At 75.6% G+C, this 18,219-nt stretch carries 12 protein-coding genes; 2 read left to right on the top strand and 10 right to left on the bottom strand.

Annotated features, from left to right (window positions below):
- Positions 1-45: 45 nt before the first annotated feature.
- Together purH and purN are read right to left on the bottom strand one after the other, a co-directional pair.
- Positions 46-1,611, bottom strand: coding sequence for a bifunctional phosphoribosylaminoimidazolecarboxamide formyltransferase/IMP cyclohydrolase (gene purH, locus SGLAU_RS20460; protein ID WP_043503469.1), 1,566 nt, complete (start codon positions 1,609-1,611; stop codon positions 46-48).
- A complete protein-coding gene (purN, locus tag SGLAU_RS20455) occupies positions 1,608-2,237 on the bottom strand; it encodes a phosphoribosylglycinamide formyltransferase (RefSeq protein WP_043503467.1) in 630 nt (209 codons plus the stop codon). Before purN ends, purH begins: the two co-directional genes overlap by 4 nt.
- A 317-nt stretch (positions 2,238-2,554) precedes the next feature.
- Here purN and SGLAU_RS20450 point away from each other — a divergent pair, with 317 nt between their 5' ends.
- Positions 2,555-3,334 (top strand): hypothetical protein, encoded by a 780-nt coding sequence (locus tag SGLAU_RS20450; RefSeq protein ID WP_043503465.1) that lies wholly within the window; start codon positions 2,555-2,557, stop codon positions 3,332-3,334.
- 21 nt (positions 3,335-3,355) lie between these two features.
- On the opposite strand, the gene SGLAU_RS36960 is transcribed toward SGLAU_RS20450, so the two are convergent.
- On the bottom strand, positions 3,356-5,596 hold the full coding sequence (locus SGLAU_RS36960; protein ID WP_052413835.1) for a DUF6350 family protein: 2,241 nt from the start codon (positions 5,594-5,596) through the stop codon (positions 3,356-3,358).
- 96 nt (positions 5,597-5,692) lie between these two features.
- On the opposite strand from SGLAU_RS36960, the gene SGLAU_RS20440 reads away from it, so the two are divergent.
- Positions 5,693-6,973 (top strand): helix-turn-helix domain-containing protein, encoded by a 1,281-nt coding sequence (locus SGLAU_RS20440; RefSeq protein WP_043503464.1) that lies wholly within the window; start codon positions 5,693-5,695, stop codon positions 6,971-6,973.
- A gap of 91 nt (positions 6,974-7,064) precedes the next feature.
- On the opposite strand, the gene sucD is transcribed toward SGLAU_RS20440, so the two are convergent.
- The 7 genes from sucD to SGLAU_RS20405 form a co-directional block, all read right to left on the bottom strand.
- Positions 7,065-7,949, bottom strand: a complete 885-nt coding sequence (gene sucD / locus SGLAU_RS20435; RefSeq protein ID WP_043503463.1) for a succinate--CoA ligase subunit alpha — start codon at positions 7,947-7,949, stop codon at positions 7,065-7,067.
- A gap of 27 nt (positions 7,950-7,976) precedes the next feature.
- Positions 7,977-9,158 (bottom strand): ADP-forming succinate--CoA ligase subunit beta, encoded by a 1,182-nt coding sequence (sucC, locus tag SGLAU_RS20430; RefSeq protein WP_043503461.1) that lies wholly within the window; start codon positions 9,156-9,158, stop codon positions 7,977-7,979.
- A 444-nt stretch (positions 9,159-9,602) separates the two neighbouring features.
- Entirely contained in the window at positions 9,603-11,780 is a 2,178-nt protein-coding gene (locus tag SGLAU_RS35955) for a hypothetical protein (RefSeq protein ID WP_159072794.1), read from the bottom strand.
- 150 nt (positions 11,781-11,930) lie between these two features.
- The gene (locus tag SGLAU_RS20420; protein ID WP_043503459.1) at positions 11,931-12,920 is read right to left on the bottom strand and encodes a hypothetical protein; all 990 of its coding nucleotides are present in this window, start codon (positions 12,918-12,920) and stop codon (positions 11,931-11,933) included.
- Positions 12,921-13,075: 155 nt separating this feature from the next.
- A complete protein-coding gene (locus tag SGLAU_RS20415) occupies positions 13,076-14,347 on the bottom strand; it encodes a VWA domain-containing protein (RefSeq protein ID WP_244315243.1) in 1,272 nt (423 codons plus the stop codon).
- Positions 14,344-16,833 carry a DUF5682 family protein gene (locus SGLAU_RS20410; protein WP_412556242.1) on the bottom strand — a complete coding sequence of 830 codons (2,490 nt, stop codon included), beginning with the start codon at positions 16,831-16,833 and terminating at the stop codon, positions 14,344-14,346. The genes SGLAU_RS20415 and SGLAU_RS20410 overlap by 4 nt, the downstream gene beginning before the upstream one ends.
- A 165-nt stretch (positions 16,834-16,998) precedes the next feature.
- Positions 16,999-18,120, bottom strand: coding sequence for an ATP-binding protein (locus SGLAU_RS20405; RefSeq protein WP_043506847.1), 1,122 nt, complete (start codon positions 18,118-18,120; stop codon positions 16,999-17,001).
- Positions 18,121-18,219 lie beyond the last annotated feature (99 nt).

Below are 18,219 nucleotides of genomic sequence, written 5' to 3'. Positions count from 1 at the left end.
CGCCGGTCGTGACCGGCGGGCCCTTCGTCGGACGAGTGCCGCGGCTCAGTGGAAGAAGTGCCGCGTCCCCGTGAAGTACATCGTGATGCCCGCCTTCTCGGCGGCCTCCACGACCAGCTCGTCACGGACCGAGCCGCCCGGCTGGACGATGGCCTTCACGCCGGCGGCGCTCAGCACGTCGATGTTGTCGGGGAAGGGGAAAAAGGCGTCGGACGCCGCGTACGAGCCGCGTGCCCGCTCCTCGCCCGCCCGCTCGACGGCCAGCTTGCAGGAGTCGACGCGGTTGACCTGGCCCATGCCGACGCCGACGGAGGCGCCGTCCTTGGCGAGCAGGATCGCGTTGGACTTGACCGCGCGGCACGCCTTCCAGGCGAAGGCCAGGTCGGCCAGCTCCTCCGCGGACAGCGCCTCGCCGGTCGCCAGGGTCCAGCCGGCCGGGTCGTCACCGGCGGCCTGCAGACGGTCGGTCTCCTGGACCAGGACGCCGCCGTCGACCGGCTTGACCTCGACCGGGTTCGCCGGGCCCTCGGGGCAGCGCAGGACGCGGATGTTCTTCTTCTTGGTGAGCGCCTCCAGGGCGCCCTCCTCGTAGTCCGGCGCGACGATGACCTCGGTGAAGATCTCGGCGACCTGCTCGGCCATCTCCTTCGACACCGGGCGGTTGACGGCGATCACACCGCCGAACGCGGACAGCGGGTCGCAGGCGTGCGCCTTGCGGTGCGCCTCGGCGACGTCCGCCCCGACCGCGATGCCGCACGGGTTGGCGTGCTTGATGATCGCGACGCACGGCTCGTCGTGGTCGTACGCGGCACGGCGGGCGGCGTCCGTGTCCGTGTAGTTGTTGTACGACATCTCCTTGCCGTGCAGCTGCTCGGCCTCGGCGAGGCCGCCGCCGGCACCGGTGACGTACAGCGCGGCGGGCTGGTGCGGGTTCTCTCCGTAGCGCAGGGTGTTCTTGCGCTCCCAGGTGGCGCCCAGGAAGTCGGGGAACGGCGACTCGTCGACCGGGGCGTACTCGCTCGCGAACCAGCTCGCCACGGCCACGTCGTAGGCGGCGGTGTGCTGGAAGGCCTCGGCGGCGAGCCGCTTGCGGGCGGCCAGGTCGAAGCCGCCGTTGCGCGCGGCGTCGAGGACGTCGGCGTAGCGGGCCGGGCTGGTGACCACGGCGACCGACGGGTGGTTCTTGGCGGCGGCGCGGACCATGGACGGGCCGCCGATGTCGATCTGCTCGACGCACTCGTCGGGCGAGGCCCCGGAGGCGACGGTCTCGCGGAACGGGTAGAGGTTGACCACGACCAGGTCGAACGGCTCCACGCCCAGCTCGGCGAGCTGCCGCTGGTGGTCCTCCAGGCGCAGGTCGGCGAGGATGCCCGCGTGCACCCGCGGGTGCAGGGTCTTGACCCGGCCGTCCAGGCACTCGGGGAAGCCGGTCAGCTCCTCGACCTTGGTGACGGGGACGCCCGCGTCGGCGATGCGGGCGGCGGTGGACCCGGTGGAGACGAGGGCGACGCCCGCCTCGTGCAGGCCGCGCGCGAGGTCTTCGAGGCCCGTCTTGTCGTAGACGCTGACGAGCGCCCGGCGAAGGGGCCGCTTGTTGCTCTCGGCGGTCACTGGATAACTACCTTTCGTCCCTCAATGCGATAGCCGTTGCGGGCGAGCCGCCCCACGACCTCGACGAGCAGCCTTCGCTCGACTTCCTTGATGCGCTCGTGCAGCGCGCTCTCGTCGTCCTCGTCCCGGACCTCGACCACGCCCTGCGCGATGATCGGCCCGGTGTCGACGCCGTCGTCGACGAAGTGGACGGTGCAGCCGGTGACCTTGGCGCCGTACGCGAGCGCGTCGCGGACGCCGTGGGCGCCGGGAAAACTGGGGAGCAGGGCGGGGTGGGTGTTCACGAACCGCCCGCCGAAGCGGGCCAGGAACTCCTTGCCCACGATCTTCATGAACCCGGCGGAGATCACCAGGTCGGGCTCGTACGCGGCGACGGCCTCGGCGAGCGCGGCGTCCCACGCCTCGCGGCTGCCGTGGTCCTTGACCCGGCACACGAAGGTGGGCAGTCCGGCGCGCTCGGCCCGCGCCAGTCCCTCGATGCCGTCGCGGTCGGCGCCGACGGCCACGATCTCGGCTCCGTACGCCTCGGCGCCGGTGGTCGCGATGGCGTCGAGGAGCGCCTGCAGATTGGTGCCTGATCCGGAGACCAGCACGACGAGGCGCTTGGCCACGGGCTTGGCGGCCACGGTGGGGCCCTTTCTCGGGGAGTACGACGGTACGGCCGGCCGGGTACGCCGCCGTATGTGCGTTCGTACGAATGCTTCGCGCCCCCGGATACGGGGAAGCCTACGAAGCGGCCGACCGTCAGCAACGATACCGGCACTCCGGACGGCCCCCACGGGACGGGGGCGGGGCCGGGAGGTAGCGTCTGGGGGGAGCCGGGTCGGGAACGCACCGCGGATACGGCACGTTCGTACAGTGACGGGCCCGGCCGCGACAGCTTGCCGTCGCCCGTCGTCACGCACTCCGTCAGCCGTACTCACCAGGGGAAGACGCTCACTTGATGCCGGACCGCAGCCTGCGACTCCTCACGCTCACCCCGCAGTCGGCGCAGGGAGGGCAGCGCAGCGGCGTGCTGCTGCGGGAGCGCCCCACCTCGCCGCCCGACGCGCCTTCGGGCGGCCCCGGCGGTGGCGGGCCCGGCAGCGCCGGCCAGGACGACAACCCGTTCGCCCCGCCGCCCGAGGGCACCCCGGACCGGCCCTGGCAGCCGCGCCGGCCGGCCGGTGACCGGGACGAGGGCGGGCAGGACGAGGGCGGCGGCCGTCCCGGCTGGGGCAGCCAGTGGAGCGACCGCCAGCCGGGCCGCTCACCCGGCGGTTTCGGCGACCGGCCCGGCGGCGGGCCCGAGAAGCAGGGCGGCACCGGCCCCGGCGGGATGCGCTGGGACCCCACGGACCCGGCCCAGCGCCGTGCGCGCTACGCCCTGCTGTCCGGGATGTGGGCGTTCTTCTTCGCGCTCTTCTCGTGGGCGTACGTCGCCCTGCTGCTCGGCGCCCTCGCCCTGTACTGGGGCATCAGCGCGCTGCGCGCCAAGCCCCGCACCCGCGACGCCGCCGCCCCGGCCCCCGTGCCGAACGCCCGTCCCCAGACCGCCGCGGCGATCAGCGGCCTCGTCACCGCGTCCCTGGCCATCGCCCTGGTCGCGGCGTCCTTCACCGCTCAGCTCGTCTACCGCGACTACTACACCTGCACCGCCGACGCCCTCACCCACGCGGCCAGGCAGGACTGCGGCAAGCTCCTCCCGGAGGAGCTGCGCGGGGTCCTCGACGGCAACGGCTGAGCCGGGCACGGCGGGGAGGGCTCAGCGGGACGCCGGCGAGGCACCGGGCGACCGCGGCTGCGCCTCCGCCTCCGCTTCCCGTTCCGGCACGTGCGCGGGGGTCTCCGGCAGGGTGGTCCGGTGGGTGCCGCTCGCGATGTCCTCGTCGTGGGGGCTGCGGGGTTCGGTGAGCGGGACGTCGCGGGGGCCGGGACCGGGACCGCGGCCGGGGCCGTCGGCGGACCGGGAGGAGCCGGGGAGTTCGAACGGCTCGCGGGAGCGGGCGGACGGGGGCGTCGCGGAGGGCCTGGAAGACCGGGAGGACTGGGAGGGCCGGGTCGGGGTCCTCTCGTCGGAGAACCACAGCATGGCCTCCTCGACGGAGAACCAGACCGACGCCTCCGCGTCGCGGGTCCCGTCCGCGGCCTCCCGGCCTGCGGGCCCGTCCGCGGCCGCCCGGCCTGCCGGCCCGGCCGCGGCCTCCCGGCCTGAGGTCCCGTCCGCGGCCTCCCGGCCTGCGGGCCCGGCCGCGCTCTCCCGGCCTGCCGGCCCGGCCGCGGCCTCCCGGCCTGAGGTCCCGTCCGCGGCCTCCCGGCCTGCGGGCCCGGCCGAGTCCTTCCGGCCTGCGGACCGGGCCGGGATTCCGTGGCCGGAGACCGGGGCCGGGCCGTCATCACCCGCGAGACCGGCCGGGCCGTCGTCGTCCCGGGCACCGGCCGCTCCGTCCCGGTCGTCCAGCTCGTCGGCGGCCGGCACCGAGGGGTGGCCCGGGGCCGAGACGGAGTCCGAGGCCGAGACGGAGTCCGGGGCCGAGACGGGGTCCGAGGCCGAGACGGGGTCAGGGGCCGAGGAATGGTCCGGTGCTGCGGAATGGTCCGGGGCCGCGGGCGGTGGTGGGGGCACGGGCGTGGAGGACGCGGGCGCCGAAGCGCCGGTCGTGCCCTGCTCGCGCTCCCGGGTGGCCCGCGACCGGGCGCTGCGCCGCCGCCACCATCGCACCCCCAGCGCCACCGGCACACCGACGGCCGCCGTCCACAGCAGGCCCGCCGCCCCGGTCTGCCACCACACCGGCCCGAAGCGGGCCAGCCTCCCGGCGCCGAGCGGGCCGCCCGCCAGCCCGGCCAGCACGGCCAGCGCCACCGCGCACAACCCGGCCGCGAGCAGCGCGCCCAGCGCGGTCCGGCCCGGCGACCAGCCCTCCCCCGCCCGGGCCACGAACCAGCCCACCGTGACCCCGGCCGCCACCGGCACCACGGCGACCGCCCAGTCCAGCGGCGTCCCGGGACCCGCCTCCGGCACCGCCGCCAGCAGCGGGAACGGCGGCAGCAGCGACGTGGACGCGGCCGACAGGGGGCCGGTGACCCGGCCGACACCGACGGCGAAACCGGGACCGAGCGCGTAGGACGCGCCCCACACCGCGGCGTTCGGCACCAGCGCGGCACACAGCAGCAGGACCGCGAACCGGTCCGACCAGCCGTCCGCGAGCTGCGCGAACGCCGCCCGCGCCGCCCCGCCGTGGCCCACCAGGGACACCGCCACCAGCAGCGCCCCGCCTCCGATGTACGCGGCGGTCCCGGCCGCGGCGGCCCGCGCCGCGACCTCCAGCCGGCCCCGGCCCGGCCCGGCGTCCGGCTCGCGGAGGAGGCGCAGGGCGCCCGTCAGCAGCGCCGGCACCCCGTGCGCGCCGTGCCCGCCGTCCCACGGGCCCAGGGGGCGGCCGAACGCCGACCACACCCCGGCCCCGGCCGCCGCCCCGGCGACCAGCGGCAGGCTCAGCGCGGTCCACAGCCACGAGGGGCGCAGCGCGCCGCCCGCCGCGTACAGCACGACGGCGGCGCCGACGCCCAGATAGCCCAGCACCACCCCGCCCCATGCCGTGCGCGCCGCCACGGACGGCCCCTCGTCCTCGTCCTCCGGGTCCCCCTCCACCGCGTCGCGGGCCGCCCGGTGCAGCAGCCAGGCGGGCAGCAGGAGCAGCAGCAGCGGGGTGAGGCCGACCGGGGTGGGCAGTCCGGAGACGGTGTCGGCGCGGACCACTTCGGCGCCGTGCGCGAGCAGCCAGAGGGAGGCGGCGACGTGCAGCGCACCGCCGGGCCCGCTGTCCGGGTACGGCGAGCTGATCCACAGCAGCATCACCAGGACGGTGAGCGAGCAGAGGCCCAGCCCGGCCGCGAGGGCGCCGTTCAGCAGGGCCGCGGCGAGTCCGGGCGAGGGGCGCCGCAGCGAGGCGATCAGGGGCGACAGCGACGGTCGGAGGTCGGTCATCCGGTGCACGACCGTCATGCTCCCAACGACACGCGCTTTTCCGTCGTAACAGGCGAACCCCCGCTGTGTCGCTCAATATGTGCTTATGTGCTTTTTCGTACGGAGGGGTGACCGGTGACGCAGCATCCCGCACCCCCGCTTCCCCCACCCAAGGAGCGCCGACGGCTGCGCGAGGCCGCCGCCCTGACACAGGCTCAGCTCGCCTCTCAGGTGGGCGTCAGCCGGGAGACCGTGCGGGCGTGGGAGTCCGGCCGCACCTCTCCCCGGGGGCGCAGACGCGACGCGTACGCGAGACTGCTGGCCCAACTGGCCGAGCCGGCGCCGTCCGAGGCCGCTGCCGACGGCGCGCCGGCCCCGGTCGCGGCGGGACTGCCCGCCACCGCACCCGTGACCGGCGGGCCCCCCGTCCTCGCCGCATCCCCGCCGGTGCTGACCCCGAGTCAGAGCACGCGCGGCGAGGACCCGGAACGAGGTGACGGACCGGGGACCGGACGGGAGACCGGGCCGGGAGACGGACCGGAGACCGGACGGGGAAGCGGACCGGAGCGGGAGCCCGCGCTGCTCCCCGCCGTGGCCGCGCCGGCCCGGACCCCCGCCCCGCTCACCCCCGACCAGGCCTTCGACGCCCTCTACGCCTTCTGCGCGCCCGCGCTCGTCCGTCAGGCCTACCTCCTGACCGGGCGGCGGGAACTCGCCCGGGAGTCCGTGGAGCGGGCGTTCCAGCTCGCCTGGCAGCGCTGGCCCGAGGTGGCCGTCGACCGGGATCCGGCGGGGTGGGTGCGCGCGGCGGCGTACGAGTACGCCCTCTCCCCCTGGCACTGCTTCCGGCCCCGCTACCGCCACCCCGAACCGCCCCCCGCGAACGCCTCCGACCGTGCCCTGCTCGACGTCCTGCTGGCCCTTCCGCCGCCGTACCGCCGCACCCTGGTGCTGTACGACGGGGTCGGGCTCGGCCTGCCGGAGACCGCGGCGGAGACGGAGGCGAGCACGCCGGCGGCGGCGAACCGGCTGCTGCACGCGCGCGAGGCGGTGGCCGAGCGGCTGCCGGAGCTGTCGGACCCCGCCGTCCTGCACCAGCGGCTCGCCGAGCTGGCGTCCGCCGAGCGGCTGCGCGCGGCCCGGCCGCCGGCGGTGCGCGGCGGGAGCGAGCGCCGGGCCCGGTTCTGGACGCGGGCCGCCATCGCCTTCACGGTGACGCTGATCGGCGCGACCGCGCTGACCCTGCGAACGGCCCCCACGCGGTACGAGCCTCCGGTGCCGCCGGGTGAGACGGTGCGCGGAGTGCCGCCGCGGGCCGCGCCGGGCCCGCTGTCGGAACGGGAGCTGGAGCTGCGCGCGAAGCTGCGCGAGGAGACGGTGACCGGACCGCAGAGACTGGTCCCGGAACCGGGGTGAACACCGCGCGGGCATGCGGAAGGGCCCGCACCCCGAGTGGGGTGCGGGCCCTTCCGGTGACTGTCCGCCGTGCCGGCTAACGGCCGGGGTGTCAGCCGGCCAGGACCTCACGGGCCAGCTTCGCCGTCTCGGTCGGCGTCTTGCCGACCTTGACGCCGGCGGCCTCCAGGGCCTCCTTCTTGGCCTGCGCGGTGCCGGAGGAGCCGGAGACGATGGCGCCGGCGTGGCCCATCGTCTTGCCCTCGGGCGCGGTGAAGCCCGCGACGTAGCCGACGACCGGCTTGGTCACGTTCTCCTTGATGAAGGCCGCGGCCCGCTCCTCGGCGTCGCCGCCGATCTCACCGATCATCACGATGAGGTCGGTCTCCGGGTCCTCCTGGAAGGCGGCCAGGGCGTCGATGTGGGTGGTGCCGATGATCGGGTCACCGCCGATGCCGACACAGGTCGAGAAGCCGATGTCGCGCAGCTCGTACATCATCTGGTACGTCAGCGTGCCGGACTTCGAGACCAGGCCGATGCGGCCCGGCTTGGTGATGTCGCCCGGGATGATGCCGACGTTGGACTGGCCCGGGGTGATGATGCCGGGGCAGTTCGGGCCGATGATGCGGGTCTTGTTGCCCTTCTTGCCGGCGTACGCCCAGAAGGACGCCGTGTCGTGCACGGCGATGCCCTCGGTGATCACGACGGCCAGCGGGATCTCGGCGTCGATGGCCTCGACGACCGCGTCCTTGGTGAACTTCTCCGGCACGAAGATGACGGAGACGTTGGCGCCGGTGGCCTCGATGGCCTCCTTGACGGTGCCGAAGACGGGTACCTCGGTACCGTCGAAGTCCACGGTCTGACCCGCCTTGCGCGGGTTCACGCCGCCCACGACGTTGGTGCCGTCACCGAGCATGAGCTTGGTGTGCTTCATGCCCGTGGCGCCGGTCATGCCCTGGACGATGACCTTGCTGTCCTTGTTGAGCCAGATAGCCATGGTGTGTGGTGTCCTCGTCCTGAGTGCTTACTTGGCGGCGTGGGCCAGCTCGGCGGCCTTGTCGGCCGCGCCGTCCATGGTGTCGACGCGCTGGACCAGCGGGTGGTTGGCGTCGGTGAGGATCTGGCGGCCCAGCTCGGCGTTGTTGCCGTCGAGACGGACGACCAGCGGCTTGGTGACCTCCTCGCCGCGGTCCTCGAGGAGCTTCAGGGCCTGGACGATGCCGTTGGCGACCTCGTCGCAGGCGGTGATGCCACCGAAGACGTTGACGAAGACGGACTTCACGTCCGGGTCGCCGAGGATGATCTCCAGGCCGTTCGCCATCACCTGGGCGGAGGCGCCGCCACCGATGTCCAGGAAGTTGGCGGGCTTCACGTCGCCGTGCTTCTCACCGGCGTACGCGACGACGTCCAGGGTGCTCATGACGAGACCGGCGCCGTTGCCGATGATGCCGACCTCGCCGTCGAGCTTGACGTAGTTGAGGTTCTTCTCCTTGGCGGCGGCCTCGAGCGGGTTGGCCGCGGCCTTGTCGTGCAGCTCCTCGAACTCCGGGTGGCGGAACTCGGCGTTGTCGTCCAGCGACACCTTGCCGTCGAGGGCGATGACGTCACCGGAGGCGACCTTGGCCAGCGGGTTCACCTCGACCAGGAGGGCGTCCTCCTTGATGAAGACGTCCCACAGCTTGACCAGCACGTCGGCGACCTTGTCGGCCACCTCGGCCGGGAACTTCGCGGCCTCGACGATCTCGCGGGCCTTCTCGGCGGTCACGCCGTCGATCGCGTCGATCGGCGTCTTGGCGACGGCCTCCGGACGGGTGGCCGCCACCTCCTCGATGTCCATGCCGCCCTCGACCGAGGCGATGGACAGGAAGGTGCGGTTCGCACGGTCGAGGAGGAAGGAGACGTAGTACTCCTCGACGATCTCCGGAGCGGTCTCGGCGATCATGACCTTGTGGACCGTGTGGCCCTTGATGTCCATGCCGAGGATGTCCGTCGAACGGGCGACGGCCTCGTCCGGAGTGGCGGCCAGCTTCACGCCACCGGCCTTGCCGCGACCACCGACCTTCACCTGCGCCTTGACGACGGACTTGCCGCCCAGACGCTCGGTGATCTCGCGCGCCGCCTCAGGCGTGTCGATGACTTCACCGGCCAGCACCGGTACATCGTGCTTGGCGAAGAGGTCCCTCGCCTGGTACTCGAACAGGTCCACGCGCTTCCGTCCCTATCAGTGATCTCGCGGTTCGTTGGATGCGTGGGCGTGCCGCGAAGGGCAACGTGACGTCCGCTGTCACTAGGGAGGCGCACACGGTGTCCGAGCGCGCGGCATGTCCGTCTCGCAGGTTATCGCCGGTTGCGGGGGCGTTCTAAATCGCGGGTCACACCCGAGCGGTGATACCTGTCACATGATGCCGGGATCTGTGGCACCGGGTGTCGGGACCTGTGCGAGCGGGGCGGAACCTCACCGGGCCGGGGCGGACCCGGTGAGGTTCCCTGTTCGGGCCCCGGCGGCGGCGAACGGGTGATCCGGTGCCGCCCGCCGGGGCTCGGGCCGCGGCGCTCCCCACCCCAATGGGGACCGCCGGGCCCTCTCCGCGGGGGCACGGCCGGACCCGCCGACGGCTTTCGGCCGTCCGGTCCGCGCCCCCGGCGAAGCTCACACGCCGTACGAACCGAGGGGGCCGGAGGAGCCCTGCGGGCCGTGGGCGCCGTTTCGCGGGGCGTGCAGGTCGTGGGCGGCCGGGGCCCAGCCCGGGGTGACCGACCCGGACACGTCCTGCGCGCCGGTGACCGCGTGGGCGGCGAGGGTGCCGCCGGTGGAGTGAACGGTGCCGGTCAGGTCCCCGGCGAACGGGGCGACGCCGTCCGCCACCCCGTGCGCGAACGGGACCGCCTCGCCCGCCACGCCGTGCGCGAACGGCGCGACGGCGCCGGCGACGCCGTACGCCGCCCCGGCGGCACTGCCGCTCACACCGCCGACGGCCTTTGCGGCCGGCCGCACGGTGTCGTACACGGTGTCCACGACCGGCTGGACGGCGCCCGTGACGCCCTGCGCGAACGGCGGCACCTCGTCCGCCACCCCCCGCGCGAGACCGCCGGTCCGCCCGGCCACGCCCCGCCCGAACGGCGCCACGTCCGCGGCGGCACCCGCCCCGAAGGAGCGCACGTCACCCGTCACGCCGTGGGCCAGTGCGCCCGCGTCCGTGACGGCCTGGCCGACGACCGGCACCACCCCGCGGACGGCGGTGTGCGCGGCCGGCGGCAGCACGGTGCCGGGCGCGTCCGCGGCGGCCTCGCCGGCCAGCCCGGTGGCGTACGGCGGCACGTCCGCGACGACCCCGGTGACGGCCGGCGTCACACCGTCCACGGCCTGCCCGGCGACGGGCACGACCCCGTGCGCCACGCCGGTGACCACTCGGTGGACGCCGTGCACCGCGTCGGCGGCGACCGGCGGGAGCCCGTGCACGGTCCCGTACGCGACCGGCTGGACGTCGGCGACGACGCCGTGCGCGAGCGCGGTCGCGGCGTCGACGGTGTGCCCCGCGGTGGCGGCGACACCGGCGGCGGCGTCACCGGCGACCGGGGTGAGACCGGCGACGGTGCCGGTGACGACCGGCGTCACACCGTCCACGGCCCGCCCGGCGACCGGGACGGCCCCGTGCACGGCCTCGGTGACGACCGGGTGGACGCCCTGCACCGCGCCGACGGCGACCGGCTGCGCGCCCCTGACCGCGGAGGCGGCGAGCGGCGGCACCGCTGCGGCGGCCGTCTCCTGGACGACCGGGGTGACCCGGCCCGGGAGGCCCTGGACGGTGGCGGAGGCCGTGCCGACGGTGCCGAGCGCCGTCGCACGGACGGTGCTCACCGTGCCGGAGACCGTGCTGACCGTGCCCACGACCCGCTGCTCGACTCCGTCGACGGTTCCGGTGACATGGCCCGGCACGGACGAGACGGAGGCCTGCGCGGCCGTCCGCACCGCGCCCGCCTCGCCCCGGGCGAGGGCCGCCGCGCCGGCTGCCCGGGACTGGACGCCGGCGGCCGTGGCCCGCGCGGCGCCCTGCGCGCCGACGGCGGTGCGGCCCGCGCCCGCGGCCGCGTACTGCGCCTTCGTCCGTACGACGCCCTCGACGCCCTGCGCCTGGGTGCGCGCAGCCGACTGGGCGCCGTGCAGCCGCGTCCCGGCGGCGGCCAGGGCCTGCTCCAGCTCGGGCGCGAAGGCGGAGAGGGGACCGAAGAGGTAGTCGATCAGGTCCTGGGGGGACGAGGGGACGTCCGGGAGCGCGTCCCGGCCCGCCTCGGCGGTCACACCGGCGGTGGCGTCCGCCTCGGCCTGCGCGGCGGTGCGGGCGGCGTGGGCGCCGTGGACGGCCTGGGCGCCGCGGACCTCGGTGGCCTCGGCGGTCTTCGGGAGGGAGACCTCGGCGTCGACGTACCGGCGGGCCTGGTCGGCGGCGGAGACGGCGGGAGCCTGGCCGGAGACCGGGCCGGGGGCGGTGGTGGCGGCCGAGCCGGCGGTGCCGGCCGTCCGGGAGACGGTGCCGGTGGCCTGGCCGAGGGTGCCGTCGACCGTGTCGCCGGCCGCGCCGAGGGTGCCGGCCGGCGTGCCGGTCACGGCGCGCACGGCATCGCCGCCGGTGACGCCGGAGACGGTCCCCTCCACCGTGTCGGTGAGGTCGCCGGTGACCGAGGCGAGGGTGCCCTCGGTGTCGGCCGCGTCCGGCGCGGAGAGGGAGGGGGCGGGCAGTTCGCCGGCGGTCGCGCAGGTGGAACCGAGCGCCCAGGCGCCCGTGACACCGGCGGCTATGACGATCGATCGGCGGATGTTCTTGTTCATTGCGTGCGTCTGATCCTTTGGGGTTCCGGGACGCCGGGGAGTCCGTCGGAGGACTCCGGGCGTGGGGACATTCCGGAAAGGGGAACTCCGGAGGGGTGGGCAGACCTGTTCCGCCCCCGCGCGGCAGGTCAGGCGGGGGAAAGGGCTGCCCTATCCGGGGAAGACGGGAATGTCCCGGTACCGGTCCCGGGTCTCGCCCGCGTCGGCCCGGGCGGGTACGCCGGGCACGGGCCGCAGCGGAGCACGCTGCTCGGCGGCCACCGCGCACATGTCACCGTGCCGCGATCCGCCGTTGTCGGCGGCCGTCCGGCTGCCGAGCACACCGCTGTCGCCCCCCGTGGGTGCGGGGTGGGCGGGGGCTTGGCCGGTGCCGGTGCGGGCGGTGGCGGGGTGGTCGGGGGTGGGGGCCACGGCGGTCGCGGTCGCCGTGGGCAGGGTGAGGGGGCTGCTGCCGTCCGGTGTGTGCGGCCCGTTCGGGGCCGTGGTCCCGGCCGTGGCAGCGGAGCCGGACACCGCGCGCGGGTCCGTCTGAGCGGCCTCGTCGCGGGCGGAGCCGTCCGGGGTCCCCGGCGTGTGAGCCTCGGGCCCCGGGAGGGGCAGGGGCAGCGGGGTGACGGCGTCCGGGGCCGGCAGGGTGTTCGCCGGGAGGCCGGGAAGGTCCGGGAGCGAGGGGCCGTCGTCCGGGAGACCGGGGAGCGAGGGCGATGAGGGCAGTGCGGGCCACGAGGGCGGGGAAGGCAGCGCGGGCAGGGAGGGCCGCGGCGATTCGGCCGGAGGCACCTCGGACAGGCCCCGCGTCACCGCCTCCAGGGCGTCCCCGACCGGCTGGGCGACCTGATCCCGTACGGCCTCGGCGACCGGCTCGGGCCGGGGGACCGAGCCGTACTCGACGACCGGCCCCGGCTCGGCGCCGGATGACCGCACGTCGGACGTACTCGCCCCCTGGGTCGCCTGGGTCGCCTGGGCCGCGGCCGCGGAGACCGTGCCGGCGGGGCCCTCGGCCGCCTCCGCCCGCGCACCGCCGAGCGCTCCGAGCAGGAACAAACCGCCCACCAGCAGGGCCAGCTGAACCGCACGCCGCCGTCCCGCCGCGCGCAGGACGCGCGCCGCGGCACCGGGCAGGGCTGCTGACCAGGTCAAGAGGCGGAGGTTCCTCCGTGCGAGCGGACTGGGCGATGTCGTGGGGTGAGCGGCGTCGATCCTTGCACGCGACGCGGGAGGTTGCGCAAGCCCCCTGTCACCGATGGGTGGTCATGTCCTCTTTCCGGCGGGTCTCCTCCCGGGGTTCCCGGACGTCACGCCCTGTCCGGTATCGGCAGTGGACGCTTCTCGATCGCCGCCGCCATCACCTCGGGGAACAGGTCGGGCGTACAGGCGAAGGCCGGCGCGCCGAGCGCCGCGAGCGCCGCCGCGTGGTCCCGGTCGTAGGCGGGCGCCCCCTCGTCGGACAGCGCGAGCAGCGCCACGAACTCCACCCCCGACGCCTTCATCGCCGCGACCCGTTTCAGCATCTCGTCGCGTATCCCCCCTTCGTAGAGGTCGCTGATCAGCACCACCACCGTCTCCGTGGGGCGGGTGATCCGGGACTGGCAGTACGCCAGCGCCCGGTTGATGTCCGTGCCGCCGCCCAACCGGGTGCCGAACAGCACGTCCACCGGGTCGTCGAGCCGGTCGGTGAGGTCGACGACCGCCGTGTCGAAGACGACGAGCCGGGTGCTGATCGACCGCATGGACGCGAGCACCGCCCCGAACACCGAGGCGTGGACGACGGAGGCCGCCATCGAGCCCGACTGGTCGACGCACAGGACGATGTCCTTCTTCACGGACCGTGACGCCCGCCCGTACCCGATCAGCCGCTCGGGCACGACCGTCCGGCGCTCCGGCAGGTAGTGCCTGAGATTGGCCGCGATCGTGCGGTTCCAGTCGATGTCGTGGTGGCGCGGCCGGCGGATCCGCGCGCTGCGGTCGAGCGCGCCGGTCAGGGTGGCCCGGGTGCGGGTGGCGAGCCGCTTCTCCAGGTCCTCGACGACCTTGCGCACGACCGCCCGTGCGGTCTCCCTGGTCGTCTCGGGCATCGCCTTGTTCAGCGAGAGCAGGGTGCCGACGAGGTGCACATCGGCCTGTACCGCCTCCAGCATCTCCGGCTCCAGCAGCAGCGTGGACAGCCCGAGTCGGTCGATGGCGTCCCGCTGCATCACCTGGACGACGGAGGACGGGAAGTACCTGCGGATGTCCCCCAGCCAGCGCGCCACGGCCGGCGCCGAGGCACCGAGCCCCGCCGCCCGCTCCTTGCCGGCCGCCGGCTTGTCGCGCCTCCCGTACAGCGCGGCCAGCGCGCCGTCCATCGCCGCGTCCCGCCCGGCGAGCGCGTGTCCGGTGCCGTCGGCCGCGTCGCCGCCGAGGACCAGCCGCCAGCGCCGCGCCCGCTCGTGGGCGGCGGCCTCCGGATCGGCCCCCTCCGCCGGAAGGGTCCCCTTCACCGGAAGGGAACCCTTCACCGGATCGGCCGCGTCCGCCGGTCCGGCCGTCCCCGCCGGCAGCCCGGTGTCGCCCGCCCCGCTCGTCATGTGCCCACCTCCACGGGCTCGTCCTCCACGGGCTCGTCGCCCTCGGTGCCGGCCGGTCCGCCGTCCCGGTCCGCTCCCAGCAGCAGCCGCACCACCGGCAGCACGGCGTCCGCCCGTTCCGGATCCGGGTCCGGGGCGAAGCCGGGCAGCCCGGCACCGGTCCCGGCGACGCTCCCCCGCGCCCCGGGCCCGCGCCGGACCAGTTCGCCGAGGGTCCTGCGCACGGCCGGCTCGTACGCCGAGAAGGTGCGCCGCAGCAGCGGCAGCACATCCGTGAACGCCTCCGCCGGCACCCGGGTCAGCCAGTCGTCGACCAGCCCGAGCAGCCGCTCGTCGTGCACCAGCAGCATGCCGCCGGCGCCGCCCCCCACGAAGCCCTCGATCCACGCCGCCGCGTCACCCGGCGGCGTACCCGGCGACAGCGCCAGTCCCATGAGCCGGGTCGCCTCCTCCCGGTGCAGCACCCCGTCGTCCAGGAGCAGCCGCGCCGCACGGCCCCGGATGACCCCGGGCACGCCGTCCCGCGCGGACAGCACGCCCAGCACGGCCTGCCAGCGCCCGCGCAGCCCGACCCGCCCGGGGGCCGGCGTCCCGTCGAGCAGCCCGACCGCCCCGTGCACCGCGTCGAGATGGTGCCGCATCTCCTCCGCCGCGTCCGCGTCGAGCGCGGCGCAGGCCGGGGGCAGGCCGACGAAGACCCGCTCGGCGAGGCCCGCGGCGACCTCGGCCAGTGCGCCGGTGCCGGTGCCGCGCACATCGCCGTAGCGCAGGGAGCGGACCAGGGCCGGGAGCGCCTGCGCGAGGTGGCCGACATCGGTGTCGAGCGCGGCGCGGTCGGCGAGGACGCGCATCACCGCCGGCAGGGCGTCCGGCAGTCCGGCGAGCAGGCAGTGTTCGGCCAGCGCGGTGACCTCGGCGAGGCTTCGCGCGGCGACGGCGTCGGCCTCCGCCTTCGCGCCCGCAGCGCCGAGCACCGTCGTCCCCCAGCCGCCCGCCTCGGCGACCCGCACGGCCAGCTCCGGCTCCCAGCGCAGCCGCCAGGTCTCCCGGAACGTACCCGTGCTGCCGCGCGAGGCGGCCGGCTCGCCCCAGGGCACGTCCAGCAGCCGCAGCCGGTGCAGCAGCCTGCTCCGTCCGGCGTCGGTCTCCTTGCGCAGGTCGAGTTCCAGTTCGCGCTCCGGTGCTTCCGGTTTGAGCCGCAGCCGGCGCTGGAGCCGGGCGAGGTCGCGCTGCAGCGGCACCGCGGGCGCCGAGGGCGGCACCTCGCCGAGGGCGTCGCCCACCACCAGCCGGTCCTGCACCAGGGCCAGGGGCACGTCCGAACCGTCGCACATCACCGCCCGTACGGCGTCGGTGGTCTCGCCGAGTCCGGGCAGCGGGCGCCCACGCAGCGCGGCGAGCGTGTCCGCCAGCCGGACCGCCTCGATGACGTGCGCCGGGGACACCGTCCGGCCCTCGTCCCGCAGCAGCCCGGCCACCTTGGCCAGCCACCGTTCCACGGGCCGGTCCGGCGCGGCGAAGAGGTGTCCGTACCAGCCGGGCGCGTCGACGCCCGCCCCGTACCCGCCGGCTCTCGCGAGCCGGCGGTAGGTCCACGGCACCCACGTGAGGTCCGCCTTGACCTTGGGCAGCCCCTTCAGCAGCGCCCGGTCGGCGGCGACGGTCGTCTTCCGCCGCAGCGCCGGGACGTGCCAGGCACCGCAGACCACGGCCACCCCGCCGCCGAACTCGCGCTGTGCGGCGCGCACCTGGAGCCGCATGTACGCCTCCCGCACCGCGTCCCGGTCCTGTCCTCCGCCGCCGTGGTCCTCCCGCAGCGATCCCATGGCCTCCTCCAGCGCGGCGAACGGCGCGAACGGATCCCCGTCCCCGAGGCCGCGGTGTTCGACCACGTCCTCCCACCAGCGCTCGGGGTCGTCGTGTCCGGCGGCCCCGGCGAGCACCGCGAGCGGATCGACCCGCACCGCGGCCCGGGGCGGCGGCTCCTCCCCGCCGGTTCCGGGCGCCGGCCGCGGTGCGGCCCCCTCCCCGGGTCCGGCCGCCGTCCCGCTCCACGCCAGCGTGTGGGTGGCCGGCAGGTCGAAGAAGCGGGCGGGCACGCCCTGGTCCAGGGCCCAGCGGAGCGCCACCCACTCCGGGGAGAACTCGGCGAGCGGCCAGAAGGCCGAGCGTCCGGGTTCGTCCACGGCGTGGGCGAGGAGGGCGACCGGGGGCCGCATCCCCTCGTCGGCGGCCAGCGGGATCAGGGCGTCGGCCTCGGGCGGACCCTCGATCAGCACCACCCGGGGCAGCGCGGCCTCCAACGCGGCCCGCACGGCCCGCGCCGACCCCGGCCCGTGGTGCCGCACGCCGAGGAGCAGCGGCTCCCCGGCGCGGGCCGTCCCGCCCGGACCGGCCGTCCGCTCGGCCCCGGTGGCCTCAGCCACCCCAGCCGCTCCGGCTCCTGCGGCCCGGACCACCCGCTCGGCCTTCCCGGCACCGTTCATCCCGTCCCCCCAGCCGTCGCGGCCACCCGAGGTCGTCGTCGGGCCCCGCGCATCCGGTCGCCCCGTCGCCCCGGCCCCCGCCGACCACGTTCCACCCGCTGTCCTCGCCGTCGCCGTGCATCCTCGCGTTGCGGCTGCCGTCGCCCTCGGTGCTCCGCCGGCCGATCACGCGCTCACCTCCCGGCACGCCCGGTAGAAATCGGTCCAGCCGTCGCGTTCACGGACCACCGCCTCCAGGTACTCGTGCCAGACGACCCGGTCCGCCGCCGGGTCGCGGACCACGGCGCCGAGGATGCCCGCGGCGACATCGCCCGGCCGCAGCACGCCGTCGCCGAAATGGGCGGCGAGCGCGAGGCCGTTGGTGACGACGGAGATCGCCTCCGCGGTGGACAGCGTGCCGCTCGGCGACTTGACCTTCGTCCGGCCGTCCGCGGTGATCCCGTCGCGCAGTTCCCGGAAGACGGTCACCACGCGGCGGATCTCGTCGGCCCCGTCCGGCGTGGCCGGCAGGTCGAGGGACCGGCCGATCTGGCCGACGCGCCGGGACACGATGTCGACCTCGGCCTCGACGCTCTCCGGCAGCGGCAGCACCACCGTGTTGAACCGGCGGCGCAGCGCGCTGGAGAGGTCGTTGACCCCGCGGTCGCGGTCGTTGGCCGTGGCGATCAGGTTGAAGCCGCGGACGGCCTGCACCTCCTGGCCCAGCTCCGGTATCGGCAGGGTCTTCTCGGACAGGACGGTGATGAGGCTGTCCTGCACGTCGGCCGGGATGCGGGTCAGTTCCTCGACGCGGGCGGTCATCCCCTCGGCCATGGCCCGCATGACGGGGCTGGGTACCAGCGCGTCGCGGCTCGGTCCGCGGGCGAGCAGCTGCGCGTAGTTCCAGCCGTAGCGGATCGCCTCCTCGGGTGTGCCGGCCGTGCCCTGCACCAGCAGCGTGGAGTCGCCGCTGACCGCGGCGGCCAGGTGCTCGGAGAGCCAGGTCTTGGCGGTGCCGGGCACGCCGAGCAGGAGCAGGGCGCGGTCGGTGGCGAGGGTGGTGACGGCGACCTCGACGAGACGGCGCGGCCCCACGTACTTCGGTGTGATCACCGTGCCGTCCGGCAGGGTGCCGCCGAGCAGGTACGTCGAGACGGCCCACGGCGACAGCTTCCAGCGGGCCGGGCGCGGACGGTCGTCCTGGGCCGCCAGCGCCGCGAGTTCGTCAGCGAAGGCGTCCTCGGCGTGCGGGCGCAGCACCTCGCTCGCGGTCGTGCGCAGCGATGTCGGTTCCACGGACACGGACATGGCGAAGTCCCCCTCCAGCTGTGCCGGTTCGGTCTGTGACCAACCGTGCACCACCCCACTGACAATCCGTTGCGACCTGCGGGAACGTGCTGGCGACGA

This window comes from Streptomyces glaucescens (assembly GCF_000761215.1).
Lineage (GTDB): Bacteria > Actinomycetota > Actinomycetes > Streptomycetales > Streptomycetaceae > Streptomyces > Streptomyces glaucescens_B.
This window is presented reverse-complemented; position numbering and strand designations above follow the sequence as displayed.